At 60.0% G+C, this 13419-nt stretch carries 15 protein-coding genes; 8 read left to right on the forward strand and 7 right to left on the reverse strand.

Annotated elements, in window-relative coordinates; genetic code table 11:
* Positions 1 to 202: 202 nt before the first annotated feature.
* From HX786_RS18560 to HX786_RS18575, 4 genes are all read left to right on the forward strand, one after another.
* On the forward strand, positions 203 to 1324 hold the full coding sequence (locus HX786_RS18560) for a beta-ketoacyl-ACP synthase III (protein WP_003210699.1): 1122 nt from the start codon (positions 203 to 205) through the stop codon (positions 1322 to 1324).
* Between the two features lie 25 nt (positions 1325 to 1349).
* Complete coding sequence (locus tag HX786_RS18565; RefSeq protein ID WP_003210700.1) at positions 1350 to 1964, forward strand: RNA polymerase sigma factor; 615 nt, start codon at positions 1350 to 1352, stop codon at positions 1962 to 1964.
* The gene (locus tag HX786_RS18570) at positions 1958 to 2191 is read left to right on the forward strand and encodes an anti-sigma factor (RefSeq protein WP_003210701.1); all 234 of its coding nucleotides are present in this window, start codon (positions 1958 to 1960) and stop codon (positions 2189 to 2191) included. The genes HX786_RS18565 and HX786_RS18570 overlap by 7 nt, the downstream gene beginning before the upstream one ends.
* A gap of 339 nt (positions 2192 to 2530) precedes the next feature.
* Positions 2531 to 3865 carry an OprO/OprP family phosphate-selective porin gene (locus HX786_RS18575; RefSeq protein ID WP_003210703.1) on the forward strand — a complete coding sequence of 445 codons (1335 nt, stop codon included), beginning with the start codon at positions 2531 to 2533 and terminating at the stop codon, positions 3863 to 3865.
* A 34-nt stretch (positions 3866 to 3899) separates the two neighbouring features.
* On the opposite strand, the gene HX786_RS31940 is transcribed toward HX786_RS18575, so the two are convergent.
* Complete coding sequence (locus HX786_RS31940; protein ID WP_157222855.1) at positions 3900 to 4055, reverse strand: hypothetical protein; 156 nt, start codon at positions 4053 to 4055, stop codon at positions 3900 to 3902.
* A gap of 39 nt (positions 4056 to 4094) precedes the next feature.
* Here HX786_RS31940 and HX786_RS18585 point away from each other — a divergent pair, with 39 nt between their 5' ends.
* On the forward strand, positions 4095 to 5219 hold the full coding sequence (locus HX786_RS18585) for a GNAT family N-acetyltransferase (protein WP_177068357.1): 1125 nt from the start codon (positions 4095 to 4097) through the stop codon (positions 5217 to 5219).
* Between the two features lie 11 nt (positions 5220 to 5230).
* Here HX786_RS18585 and aqpZ read toward each other — a convergent pair whose 3' ends face one another.
* From aqpZ to HX786_RS18610, 5 genes are all read right to left on the reverse strand, one after another.
* A complete protein-coding gene (gene aqpZ / locus HX786_RS18590) occupies positions 5231 to 5929 on the reverse strand; it encodes an aquaporin Z (RefSeq protein WP_087692558.1) in 699 nt (232 codons plus the stop codon).
* Between the two features lie 179 nt (positions 5930 to 6108).
* Positions 6109 to 7941 carry an ABC transporter ATP-binding protein gene (locus HX786_RS18595; RefSeq protein WP_102605387.1) on the reverse strand — a complete coding sequence of 611 codons (1833 nt, stop codon included), beginning with the start codon at positions 7939 to 7941 and terminating at the stop codon, positions 6109 to 6111.
* A gap of 83 nt (positions 7942 to 8024) precedes the next feature.
* Entirely contained in the window at positions 8025 to 8588 is a 564-nt protein-coding gene (locus HX786_RS18600) for a peptidylprolyl isomerase A (protein WP_003210708.1), read from the reverse strand.
* Between the two features lie 3 nt (positions 8589 to 8591).
* Positions 8592 to 9395 (reverse strand): alpha/beta fold hydrolase, encoded by an 804-nt coding sequence (locus tag HX786_RS18605; RefSeq protein WP_087692557.1) that lies wholly within the window; start codon positions 9393 to 9395, stop codon positions 8592 to 8594.
* 13 nt (positions 9396 to 9408) lie between these two features.
* Complete coding sequence (locus HX786_RS18610) at positions 9409 to 10332, reverse strand: LysR family transcriptional regulator (protein ID WP_003210710.1); 924 nt, start codon at positions 10330 to 10332, stop codon at positions 9409 to 9411.
* A gap of 49 nt (positions 10333 to 10381) precedes the next feature.
* Here HX786_RS18610 and HX786_RS18615 point away from each other — a divergent pair, with 49 nt between their 5' ends.
* The 3 genes from HX786_RS18615 to HX786_RS18625 all read left to right on the forward strand — a co-directional run bounded on the left by HX786_RS18615 (position 10382) and on the right by HX786_RS18625 (position 12532).
* Positions 10382 to 10696, forward strand: coding sequence for a 3-phosphoglycerate kinase (locus HX786_RS18615; RefSeq protein WP_177035903.1), 315 nt, complete (start codon positions 10382 to 10384; stop codon positions 10694 to 10696).
* A gap of 151 nt (positions 10697 to 10847) precedes the next feature.
* The gene (locus HX786_RS18620) at positions 10848 to 11447 is read left to right on the forward strand and encodes an FMN-dependent NADH-azoreductase (RefSeq protein WP_178912443.1); all 600 of its coding nucleotides are present in this window, start codon (positions 10848 to 10850) and stop codon (positions 11445 to 11447) included.
* Between the two features lie 203 nt (positions 11448 to 11650).
* On the forward strand, positions 11651 to 12532 hold the full coding sequence (locus HX786_RS18625) for a carboxylate/amino acid/amine transporter (RefSeq protein WP_102368336.1): 882 nt from the start codon (positions 11651 to 11653) through the stop codon (positions 12530 to 12532).
* Here the strand turns inward: HX786_RS18625 and HX786_RS18630 are convergent.
* Entirely contained in the window at positions 12477 to 13382 is a 906-nt protein-coding gene (locus HX786_RS18630) for a LysR family transcriptional regulator (protein WP_032899700.1), read from the reverse strand. The genes HX786_RS18625 and HX786_RS18630 overlap by 56 nt on opposite strands.
* Between the last annotated feature and the right edge of the window lie 37 nt (positions 13383 to 13419).

Raw genomic sequence — 13419 nt, forward strand, 5'->3', positions numbered from 1 at the left:
TGCGGGATAGGCGCCAAGTGTCCGATGTTGTGGCAAACTTCGCGGTTATAAATGCCGGGATCGTCGAGTTGGGCTGGTGCAGCCGTGGCGCGATGGAATAAAGCGTTTCCAGTTTGAAGGCCGCTGGGCGGCATAAAACTACTTACGGTTTGGTACGACGGTACCAATACCCTTCTGCCTGAACAGATTTAGAGGAACGACCGTGCATAACGTCGTCATCAGCGGCACAGGCCTGTACACCCCGGCCAACAGCATCTCCAACGAAGAGCTGGTGCAGTCTTTCAATGCTTACGTGCAACAGTTCAACCTGGATAACGCCGCCGCCATTGAACGCGGTGACGTGGAGGCCCTGACCGAATCCAGCGCCGCCTTTATCGAGAAGGCCTCGGGCATCAAGAGCCGCTTTGTCATGGACAAGGCCGGCATTCTCGACCCGCAACGCATGGCGCCACGCCTGCCCGAGCGCTCCAACGACGAATGGTCGATCCTCTGCCAGATGGCCGTCAGTGCTGCCGAGCAAGCGTTGCAGCGTGCCGGCAAGACCGCCGCCGATATCGACGGTGTGATCGTCGCCTGTTCCAACCTGCAGCGGGCGTACCCGGCGATTGCCATCGAAGTCCAGGAAGCGCTGGGTATCCAGGGTTTTGGCTTTGACATGAACGTGGCGTGTTCCTCGGCGACCTTCGGTATCCAGAACGCCGCCAACAGCATCCAGCTGGGCCAGGCGCGGGCGATCCTGATGGTCAACCCGGAGATCTGCACCGGCCACCTGAATTTCCGCGACCGCGACAGCCATTTCATCTTTGGCGATGCGGCCACCGCCGTGATCCTGGAGCGGGCCGACCTGGCCACTTCCGAGCATCAGTTCGACGTGGTGAGCACCAAGTTGCTGACCAAGTTCTCCAACAACATCCGCAATAACTTCGGCTTCCTCAACCGCGCGGCGGAAGAGGGGATTGGTGCCCCGGACAAGCTGTTCGTGCAGGAAGGCCGCAAGGTCTTCCGTGATGTCTGCCCGATGGTCGCCGAGTTGATCGGCAAGCACCTGTCGGAAAACCAGCTGAATGTCGGCGATGTGAAGCGTTTCTGGCTGCACCAGGCCAACCTCAGCATGAATCACCTGATCGTGAAGAAACTGCTGGGCCGCGAGGCTTCTGTGGAAGAGGCGCCGGTGATCCTCGATACTTACGCCAACACCAGTTCGGCGGGTTCGGTGATTGCGTTCCACACCTACCAGGACGACTTGCCCAAGGGCGCTGTGGCTGTGCTTAGCTCGTTTGGCGCCGGGTATTCGATTGGTAGCGTGATCCTGCGCAAACGCTGATCATGTTTTGAAATCGAGGTCTTGAATGGCAGCAGCGGACGACGCGCACCTGCTTGAACGATTGCTCAAGGGTGAGCAGCGGGCCTACAAGGAGTTGGTCACCACTTACCAGAGCGCCATGCGCGCCGTGGCCTATGCCATCGTTGGCCAGCGCCATGCCGACGAGGTGGTGCAGGACGCCTGGCTGTCGGTGGTGCGTAACCTGGCGAAGTTTGAGGGGCGTTCCAGCCTCAAGACCTGGCTGCTGACCATCACTGCCAACTCGGCAAAGGGCCGCTACAAGCAAAACCGCCGGGAAGTACTGCTCGATGACTTGCCGGCGCCCCATGGCACCATCGGTGATGATCGCTTTGTGCCCGAAGATGGCCACTGGGCCGTCGCGCCGTTTGCCTGGCACCAGGACACGCCCGAAGCCCTGCTCACTGAAGACGAATTGCGTAAATGCCTGGAGCACACACTGGCCAGTCTTTCCGAGCTGCAAAGCAGCGTACTGCTGCTGCGTGAGCGCCAGGGGCTGGAGTTGGAGGAGATTTGTAATCTTCTGACGCTATCGCTCTCCAATGTTCGTGTGCTGTTGCATCGAGCACGGCTTAAAGTCTTCGCCACGGTGGAGCATTTTGAGGAAACCGGCGAATGTTGACCTGTAAGGAACAAGTGGCACGTTCCAGTGACTATCTCGATGGGCAACTGACCTTTCGCGAGCGCCTGCTGGTGCGCCATCACCTGATGTTCTGCCCCAACTGCCGGCGCTTTATCCGGCAGATGCGCTTGATGCAGGCGACGCTGAAGATCCTGCCCGAGCCGCCTATCGCCGATGTTGATGCGTTGGCCGAACGCCTGGCCGCCGAGCGCTCCCGCGACCAATAATATCCATCACTTTTCACACTGAAACGAAGCCCGCATCGACAAAAGATGCGGGCTTTTTTTTGCTCAAAAAACAACCAAGATGAAAAATATTTCATTTTTATCAGATGTTTTTACATTTTGTATCATCTGCCATTTTCGCCAGTTTTCAGGGCTGTAGCCTTGATTTCCGTAGGCTCTGGCTTATTTCGAATGGCTATTAAAAAGTTCCCGAGTAACAAAATCTTTATGTTCCAGCAACCCGGCTGAAATATCCCCTCGCCAAGATCGCCCCCCAACACCAGCGGCTCTAAACCGCGTGTTTTACCAATGCACAAGACCATCAATTAGGGGAATTTTTCGATGATCCGCAAGCACTTCGCCGGTTTCGCGGCCAGCGCCTTGGCCCTGGCCGTCACCGCCCAGGCTTTCGCCGGTACTGTCACTACTGACGGTGCCGATATCGTTGTCAAAACCAAGGGCGGCCTTGAGGTTGCAACCACCGACCAGAATTTCAGCTTCAAGCTGGGTGGTCGTTTGCAGGCTGATTACGGCACGTTTGATGGTTTTTACACCAAGAATGGCAACTCGGCTGACGCCACATACTTCCGACGTGCCTACCTCGAATTGGGCGGCACGGTGTACAAGGACTGGAAATACCAGATCAACTACGACTTTTCCCACAACTCCGGCAATGCCGATGATGGCTACTTCGACGAAGCGTCCTTCTCGTACGTAGGCTTCAAGCCAGTGGTGATCCGCGCGGGTCGTTTCGACCAGGACTTCGGCCTGGAAAAAGCCACCAGTTCCAAATGGGTGACCGCCATCGAGCGTAACCTCGGTTATGAAGTCGCCGACTGGATCAACTCCCACGAGAACGGCATGGGCCTGCAGGTCAGCGCCGTGGTGGCTGACATGGCCTACCTGTCCTCCAGCGTGTCGTCCAAGGACATCAACGACAAGGACGGCAAAGGCGTGAAGCAGTTCAACGGCCGTGCCGTGTTTGCGCCGATGCACGACAGCGGCAACGTCTTGCACCTGGGTGTGGATGTGGCGGTGCGTGACCTGAAGGACACCTCGTTCGACTCGCGGATCCGTCCTCGCCTGGACGCTCGTGGCGTTGCCACCAACGGCGGTAACGATGCCGGGGCCAACGGCAACCGTGCGACCTTCGGCGGCGGTGTAGGGCTGGACTCCGGCAACCTGACCGCGAACGACGCCTACGACACCGACACGGTGTTCGGCGGCGAATTTGCCTTCGCCCGCGGTCCGCTGTCCCTGCAGGCCGAATACCTGAACCGCAAGATGAAGGCCGACAGCAGCGCTTATCAGGATGTGAAGGCCACGGGTTTCTACGGCCAGGTGGCCTACACGCTGACCGGCGAGTCCCGGGTCTACAAGCTCGACGGCGCCAAGTTCGACACCATCAAGCCGCAGAACAAGCAGTTCGGTGCGTGGGAAGTGTTCTACCGCTACGACAACATCAGCGTTGACGACAAAAACGTGGTGCGTAACAGCGCGACCCGTGAAGTGGGTGACGCCAAGGCAAGCCTGAACACCATCGGTGTCAACTGGTACGCCAACGAAGCGGTGAAGGTGTCTGCCAACTACCTCAAGGTCAGCACTGACAAGATCCAGAACGCCAATGGCGACGACAGCGGCGACGCCATCGTGGCCCGCGTGCAATACGTGTTCTAGGCAACCTGTAATACCGCTCCAAAGCGCTCTTTCCTCATCCGTCAAAGCGCTCCTCATTTGGTTTGCCCCGCCGTTTGGCGGGGCTTTTCTTTGCGCCGTGTCCTGTAGGCGCGAGCTTGCTCGCGAAGAACCCGAGATCACCGCGTTCTGTCAGAATGGTCGCGTTGTCGTTAACGATCATCGCGAGCACGCTCGCTCCTACACAAAGCCGTGACCGTCGGGGAATGGGATGCCGTTACAACGTTTGAATAACCTGTCCGAGATTGCGCCCGATGAATGGAACGCGTTGGTCCCCGTCGATCAGCCGTTTCTGCGCCATGCGTTCCTCAGTGCCCTGGAAGACAGCGCCAGCATCGGCCCGCACTCCGGCTGGCAGCCCGAGCATTTGCTGCACTATGAAGGTGGACGGCTGATTGCCGCGTTGCCCAGCTATCGCAAATGGCATTCCTATGGCGAGTACGTGTTCGACCACGGTTGGGCCGATGCCTGCGAGCGGGCGGGCATCGACTACTACCCGAAATTGCTGACGGCCGTGCCCTTCAGCCCGGTCAGCGGCCCGCGCCTTTTGGCCGCCAGCGCCGAGGACGGTTTCGAATTGCTTAAAAGCCTGCCCGGTTACCTGGAAATCGAAGGCCTTTCCAGCGCCCATATCAACTTTACCGACGCCCTCGCAGACACCGCACTGGCCCGGCAGCCGGGCTGGCTGCAACGCCTGGGCTGCCAGTTTCATTGGCAAAACCGCGGCTACCGCGACTTCCAGGACTTTCTCGACGCCCTGAGTTCGCGCAAGCGTAAACAGATGCGCAAGGAGCGCGAGCAAGTGGCGGGGCAGGGCATCGAGTTCGAGTGGCTGCAAGGTCATGAGTTGAGCGAGGCGCAGTGGGATTTTGTCTACGCCTGTTACGCCAATACCTACGCCATACGCCGACAATCGCCCTACCTGTCCCGGAATTTTTTCAGCCTGCTGGCCGAGCGCATGCCCGAGGCGATTCGCGTGGTGCTGGCCAAGCAAGGTTCACGGCCGGTGGCCATGGCCTTCAGCCTGATCGGCGGCGACAGCTTTTATGGGCGTTACTGGGGCTGCCTGGCCGAGTTCGACCGGCTGCATTTCGAGACTTGCTTCTACCAAGGCATGGATTACGCGATTGCCCATGGCCTGCAGCGTTTCGACGCCGGCGCCCAGGGCGAGCACAAGTTGATTCGCGGGTTTGAGCCGGTGATCACGCACTCCTGGCATTACCTGCGACACCCGGGATTGAAGACCGCCGTGGCGGATTTCCTGGAGCGCGAAAGCGTGGGGATCCTGGCGTATGCCGAGGAGGCGAGAGCAGCCCTGCCTTATCGGCAGGGCTGAACCTGTCTGGCTCAGGCGGTTTTTTCCGTGCCGAGCCATCGATAGGTAATGCCGCCGACCACTGCACCGAGGATCGGCGCCAGCCAGAACATCCACAACTGCTGCAGCGCCCAACCGCCGACAATCAGCGCCGGGCCGGTACTGCGGGCCGGGTTGACCGAGGTGTTGGTGACCGGGATCGAGATCAGGTGGATCAGCGTCAGCGCCAGGCCAATGGCAATGGGCGCGAAGCCCGTCGGCACACGGCGGTCGGTGGCGCCGAGGATGATCAACACGAACATCGCCGTCATCACCAGCTCGCACACAAACCCCGCTGCCATCGAATAACCACCAGGCGAATGCTCGCCGTAGCCGTTGCTGGCCAGGCCCGAAGCCAGTTCGAACCCCGGCTTGCCGCTGGCTATGAAGTACAACAGTGCAGCGGCAACGACGCCGCCGATTACCTGGGACACGATGTACGCCGGTAACTCCCTGGCCGGAAATCTTCCGCCCACTACCAGCCCCACCGACACTGCAGGGTTCAGGTGACAACCGCTGATGTGCCCGATGGCAAATGCCATGGTCAGCACCGTGAGCCCGAACGCCAGGGCCACACCGAGCACACCGATCCCGACCGGGGACGATGCGGCCAGTACCGCACTGCCGCAGCCACCCAACACCAGCCAAAACGTACCCAGTCCTTCCGTAACGGAACGTTTGAACAGTGACATGAACACATCCTTAATAGATTGCTCTATCTGATTAACGGGTCTGTGATGCATCCCTGCTGCCTTAAATCAGGGCCCTCCTGGGGCCTGATTGGAGTACAGCAGGATTGTGTCGCAAGACCAGCGGGATAGAGAAAACTGTCAGAATTGTTCGGAATTGAGGTCGCGGTTAACCAACGGAATCAGTCTATTCCGACGAAGCCACCGGTCTGGTGTTGCCACAATCGCGCATACAAACCGCCGTGTGCGAGCAATTCGGCATGGCTGCCGGTCTCGGCGATCTGGCCTTTTTCCAGCACCACCAGCCTGTCCATTCTGGCAATGGTGGAAAGCCGGTGGGCGATTGCGATTACCGTCTTGCCCTGCATCAGGGTTTCCAGGCTTTCCTGGATCGCCGCTTCGACTTCCGAATCCAGCGCGGAGGTGGCTTCGTCCATGATCAGGATTGGCGCATCCTTGAGCAGTACCCGGGCGATGGCGATGCGCTGACGTTGCCCGCCGGAGAGTTTCACCCCGCGTTCGCCGACGTGGGCGTCGAGGCCGGTGCGGCCCTCGGCGTCCGACAGCAATGGGATGAACTCGTCGGCGCGGGCCTTGTGCACGGCGGCCCAAAGCTCTTCGTCGGTGGCGTCCGGCTTGCCATACAGCAAGTTGTCGCGGATCGAACGGTGCAGCAGCGAGGTGTCCTGGGTGATCATGCCGATCTGTTCGCGCAAGGTTTCCTGGGCGACGTCGGCGATGTTCTGGCCGTCGATCAGGATACGGCCGCCTTGCAGGTCGTACAGGCGCAACAGCAGGTTGACCAGGGTGGATTTACCCGCGCCGGACGGACCGATCAGGCCGATCTTTTCACCCGGTTCAATCGCCAGGTTCAAGCCGCTGATGATCCCGCTCTTCTTGCCGTAGTGGAAATCCACCTGATCGAACCGCACCTCGCCATGGGGCACTTCCAGGCGCGGGGCATTTTCCCGGTCGGTCACTGCCAGCGGCTGGGCGATGGTTTTCAGGCCGTCCTGGACCATGCCGATGTTTTCGAAAATGCCGTTGACCACCCACATGATCCAGCCGGACATGTTGACGATACGAATCACCAGGCCGGTGGCCAGGGCGATGGCGCCCACCGAAATCAGGGATTGGGTCCACAGCCACAGGGCAAGGCCGGTGGTGGTGACAATCAGCAGGCCGTTCATGGTGGTAATCACGATGTCCATGCTGGTCACGACGCGGCTGGCCAGCTGGGTTTTCTCGGTCTGCTCGACGATCGCTTCCCTGGCGTAGTTCTGCTCGAAATTGGTATGAGCGAACAGCTTCAAGGTGGTGATGTTGGTGTAGCCGTCGACGATCCGCCCCATCAGTTTTGAGCGTGCCTCGGAGGAGATGACCGAGCGCTCCTTGACCCGTGGCACGAAGTACCGCAGGGCCAGGCTGTAGGCGACGATCCAGGTGATCAGCGGGATCATCAGGCGCCAGTCGGCTTCGGCGAACAGCACCAGGGCGCTGATGGCGTAGATCGCCACGTGCCAGATCGCGTCCACGGCGGCCACTGCGGAGTCGCGCAGGGAGTTGCCGGTTTGCATGATGCGCTGGGCAATGCGCCCGGCGAAATCGTTCTGGAAGAAGTTCAGGCTCTGTTTGAGCACATAGCTGTGGTTTTGCCAGCGGATCAGGCTGGTCATGCCGGGGCTGATGGTCTGGTGCACCAGCAGGTCATGCAGGGCGCCGAAGATCGGGCGCAACAGCAGGGCGACCACGGCCATCCAGATCAGCTCGGTGGCGTGGATCTGGAAGAAGTTGGCGGGCGGCGTGCCCTGGGCCAGGTCGATGATGCGGCTCAGGTAGCTGAACAGCGCCACTTCGATCAGCGCGCCGATCAGGCCCACCACCAGCAAGGCGGCAAAGCTTGGCCATACCTGGCGCAGGTAATAGACGTAGAAGGGTAGGACTTTGTCTGGAGGGGCCGCGCTGGGAGGTTCGCGGAAGATGTCGATCAGTTGTTCAAAACGACGATAGAGCATTAGGTCTGACGCCCGCGCGGCGGGCTCTCCTGTTCAAATGCGCGCGACGCCTTGCGGGCCCCGCGCGAAACTCCCTGTAGCCTTCAGTCGATGCGCTTGGCCGACTTGATCAGGACAGGATCGATTGGCACGTTCTGCATGCCCTGTTTGGTGGTGGTCTGCGAGTTGACGATGATGTCGACCACGTCCATGCCCTTGACCACTTTGGCGAACACCGCGTAACCGGCATCACGGCCCGGGTCGAGGAAGGCATTGTCCGCAACGTTGATGAAGAATTGGCTGGTGGCGGAGTTCGGGTCGTTGGTACGCGCCATCGACAGGGTGCCGCGCACGTTATGCAGGCCGTTGCTGGCTTCGTTCTTGATCGGTGCTTCGGTCGGCTTTTGCGACATTTGCTGGGTAAAACCACCGCCCTGCACCATGAAGCCCGGGATTACCCGGTGAAAAATGGTGTTGGTGTAGAAGCCCTTGTCGACATAGGCCAGGAAGTTCTTGGTACTGATCGGGGCTTTGACCGGGTCCAGTTCGATCTCGATGTCGCCATTGGTGGTGGTGATCAAGACGTGGGGGGCCTTGGCGGGTTCGGCCGCCATCAGGTTGGCAGCGAACAGTACGGAACCGGCAAAGAAGGCGATTTTTTTCAGCATGGGTCAGTGATCCTGGGTTGTGGTTTCGACTGTCTTGAGAAAATCGAGCAGGGTGTTGTTGAAGCGTTCGGGTTGGTCCAGCGGCGTGGCATGGCGGGAATCCTCGATCACCACCAGCCGCGCATCGGGCAGCAGTTTTACATAGATTTCTTTTTGCGCCACGGGGGTGTAGTCGTGGTCGGCGCTGATGACCAGGGTTGGACAGGATATTTTCGAAAGTTGTTCCTGTACGCCCCAGCCAACAATCGCATCGAAGCTGGCGAGGTAAGCACGTTTGTCGTTTTTTGCCCAGCGTTCGGCCATCTTGCGCCGCAGTTCGGCCTGTTCGGGCTTGGGAAACAGCAGGCTGCCCAGGGCCTTGCCGATAGTGTTCAGGCTGAGGATGCGCGCCAGGCTCCAGCGCTTGGCCCACTGCCAATAGTCGCTGGCGCTGCGAACCTTGACCTGGGGCGCACTGTTGACGATGCACAGGCTCTTGAGCATTTGCGGCTCATCCACTGCCAGTTGAAAGGCGATCATGCCGCCCATGGACAGGCCGACCACGTGGGCCGGCGGCAAATGCAGGTGTTCGATCAAGGCCACCAGGTCGGCGGTGAAGCCGGCGATGCTGTAGCGCTCACGGGGTTTGTCGGAGCGGCCGTGACCGCGCACATCCACCACCACCAGGCGATAGTGTTGGGACAGCACGGGCACTTGCAGTTCCCAGTCCAGGCAACTGGAGCCCAGGCCGTGGATCAGGATCAGCGGCGCGCCGTGGCCATATTCCTCGTAATGCAGGGTGCAACCTTCATGTTCGAAATAGGCCACGTAAACTCCTTGTTCAGGCTTGCTGCGGTGCGGCGAATGGCGCGTCCAGTGGTGCAGTGTCGAAGGTGCGCAGCAACTCGACGAGAATCTGCGTGGCCGGGCCCAGGGGTTTGTCCTTGTTCGAGTAAAGATAGAAGGTCGGGTTGCGGCTGCCACCCCGTTCCAGGGGCAGTAGCTTGAGCAGGCCTTCCTTGAGTTCGCGTTCGATCAGGTGTCGCGGCAGCCAGGCGAAGCCCAGGCCGCTGCTGACGAAGGTGGCGGCGGTGGGCAGGCTGCCGACGGTCCAGCGCTGCTCGGCGCCGAGCCAGCCGACGTCCCGTGGCTGCTGGCGGCCGGAGTCGCGGATCACCACCTGCATGTGGCTTTCCAGATCCTGGAAGCTCAGTTCGCGGTGCAATTGATGCAGTGGATGTTCGGGGTGGGCCACGGCGACAAATTCGACGTCGCTCATTTCCGTACCGAGGTAACCGGGAATGATGAACCCGCTGATGGCGAGGTCGGCCATGCCGTCCATCAACAGCTCTTCGACGCCGGACAACACCTCTTCGCGCAAACGCACCCGGCAGCCACGGCTTTGCGGCATAAAGGCAGTGAGGGCGCGCACCAGGCGGGCGTTGGGGTAAGCGGCATCGACCACCAGCCGCACCTCGGCTTCCCAGCCTTGTTCCATATGGTGGGCCAGGTCTTCCAGTTGGCTGGCGTTTTTCACCAGTTGCCGGGAGCGGCGCAGCAGCACTTCACCGGCTTCGGTGAGCACGGCCTTGCGCCCGTCAATGCGCAGCAGCGGCACGCCGAGCTGATCCTGCATGCGGGCCACGGTGTAGCTCACCGAGGATTGCGAGCGGTGCAGCGCTTCGGCCGCCTGGGCGAAGCCGCCATGGTCGACCACGGCTTGCAAGGTGCGCCATTGATCAAGGGTAACGCGGGGCGCTTTCAAGATGAGCTCCTCTTGTCCTAAGCTGGCGGTCCTTATTGGAGACTGCCGAATGAGAAAATTCTGTTGTGTGCTGCTGGCGTTGCTGCCGTTGAGTGCGTTTGCATTCAGTACCGATGTGACGAAAGACATTCAGGGCGTGAAGATCGATTACAGCGCGTCGGACGTCGACAGCACTATCAGTTCGATCCAACTCACCAACTACGGCCCCAATGACGCGGAGTGCAAGGTACGCTTTACCAATGGTCCGGAAGCCCCGCGTACGCGCAAGGTCACGGTCGCGGCAGGGAAAACCACCAACACCACGGCCAATTTCAGCCGTGCCATCATCAAGATGCGTATCCAGCTGACCTGCGCACCGAAATAAGGCAAAAGCGGAGCTTGCGTACAGCAATACTCCGCTTATAAACAAATTTCTAGATGGGTTATAGCAGTTTTTTACGCTTTTTAATCGAACGGACCCTGTCTAACCTTCACTCCATCGCCTTACAGCATTCACCGATGGAGCTTACATAATCATGGCCCGTGTTCTGATCATCGAAAGCAGCGCCCGTCAGCAGGACTCAATCTCCCGGCAGCTGACCCAACAATTCATCAGCCAATGGAAAGTCGCCCATCCGGCTGATCAGATCACCGTACGAGACCTCGCCATCAACCCGGTTCCGCACCTGGATGCCAATCTGTTGGGCGGCTGGATGAAACCTGCCGAGCAGCGCAGCACGGTTGAGCAGGCCTCCCTGGACCGCTCCAACGAACTGACCGATGAGTTGCTGGCCGCCGATGTGTTGGTGATGGCCGCGCCGATGTACAACTTCGCGATTCCCAGCACCCTCAAAGCCTGGCTCGACCATGTGCTGCGTGCCGGTGTGACCTTCAAGTACACCGCCACCGGCCCCCAGGGCCTGCTGACCGACAAGCGCGCCTTTGTGCTGACCGCCCGCGGCGGCATTCACGCCGGTGGCAGCACCGACCACCAGGAACCGTACCTGCGTCAGGTCATGGGCTTTATCGGCATCCATGACGTCACGTTCATTCATGCCGAGGGTGTGAACCTGGGCGGTGATTTCCAGAAGAAGGGTTTGAACCAGGCCAAGGCGTTGTTGGCCCAAGTGGCGTGAGATGTTAATCGTCAGATAATCGCCCGCTGTTTAGATAGCCCCACGCAACCCTTCAAGTACGCGTATCGAACCTCCCTTTGCACTTTTTGCTCCTGAGTGCTCCCGCCCGACTGACGCTTTTAGCGAGGTCGGGTTTTTTTTGCCTTGAGTTTCGTAACGCGCGGAAAACCGCTAATGTCGCGCCCATTCAAAATGAGGCGAGCATGGGCTATCTACTTGTTGTGACGCTGATCCAGGCGTTTTCCTTCAGCTTGATCGGCGAATACCTGGCCGGTCACGTCGACAGTTATTTCGCGGTGCTGGTGCGTGTACTGTTGGCCGGGCTGGTGTTTATCCCCCTGACCCGCTGGCGCTCGGTGGAGCCGGCGTTCATGCGCGGCATGCTGTTGATCGGCGCACTGCAGTTCGGCGTGACCTACGTGTGCCTGTACCTGAGCTTTCGCGTACTGACGGTGCCGGAGGTGTTGCTGTTCACCATCCTGACACCGTTGCACGTGACCTTGATCGAAGACGCCCTGAACCGCCGCTTCAACCCGTGGGCGCTGGTGGCCGCACTGGTGGCGGTGGCGGGGGCAGCGGTGATTCGCTTCGACCAGATCACCCCGAACTTCTTCATGGGTTTCCTGCTGCTGCAACTGGCCAACTTCACCTACGCCGCCGGGCAGGTGCTTTATAAGCATCTGGTGGCCCGTCATCCAAGTGATCTGCCGCATTACCGGCGCTTTGGCTACTTCTACCTCGGTGCGTTGGCGGTGGCGTTGCCGGCGTTCCTGATGTTCGGCAAGGCCAACTACCTGCCGGAAGCGCCGTTGCAATGGGGCGTGCTGGTATTCCTCGGGCTGGTCAGCACGGCACTGGGTATGTACTGGTGGAACAAGGGCGCGTGCATGGTCAACGGTGGCACGTTGGCGGTGATGAACAACCTGCATGTGCCGGTGGGGTTGTTGCTGAACTTGCTGATCTGGAATCAGCATGAACCGTTGGGCAGGTTGCTGCTGGGCGGGTTGGTGATTCTCGGGGCGGTGTGGATCAGCCGGCTGGGCCTGCGGTCGTCGGCGCCAATTGCGTCAGCAAAAAATCAATGAATGCGCGGGTCTTTTGCGGCACGCGTCGCGCTGACGAATAAACCGCATTGATGGTGATTGCCGGCGCCTGCCATTCGCAGAGCACCGGCACCAGGCGCCCGGCGCTCAGGGCGTCTTCGACGATAAAGTCCGGCAACAGCGCGATGCCCATCCCGGCCTCTGCCGCCTGGGCCAGCAGGTCGCCGTTGTTGGCGTGCAGAGGGCCGGTAACGTTGACCCGCTGGGTTTCCTGGCCCTTGCTCAATTGCAGGCTGACGCCGCTTTGCAGATACCCATAATTGAGGCACTGGTGCTGGCGCAGGTCTTGCGGGGTCTGCGGTATGCCCGCGCGTGCCAGGTAGGCTGGCGCAGCCACCATGATCCGTGGCGCAGGTGCCAACTGGCGGGCGATCATCGTTGAGTCGGGCATGCTGGCGATGCGGATGGTCACGTCGAAACCACCGCGTACCGGGTCGACCTGTTGGTCGCTGAGCACCAGTTGCAGCTCGATATGCGGATGCTGTTCATGGAACAGCGGAATCAACCGCCCCAGGCGATGCAGCCCGAACGACATCGGCGCATTGACCCGCAACACGCCCCGTAGCTCACCGATACCATCCCGGGCCCGCTGTTCGGCTTCGTCCAGGGCGGCCAGTACTTCACGCGCAGCTTCAAAATACTCGGCCCCGGCCTCCGTCAAATGCAGGCTGCGGGTGGTGCGCTGAAGCAGTTGCACGCCTATGGCTTCTTCCAGCGCCTGAATCTGTTTGCTGACTTTTGAGCGCGGTACGTCCATGGCTCGCGCGGCGGCCGCGAAGCCGTTCTCGCCGACCGTGACGACAAACGCCCGCATGCATTCGATACGGTCCATTATTGTCCCTTTTTTAGAATCAATGATTCTCTATTTT

The sequence above is a fragment of the Pseudomonas sp. 21615526 genome, from assembly GCF_013386245.1.
In the GTDB taxonomy this organism is placed as follows: Bacteria; Pseudomonadota; Gammaproteobacteria; order Pseudomonadales; family Pseudomonadaceae; genus Aquipseudomonas.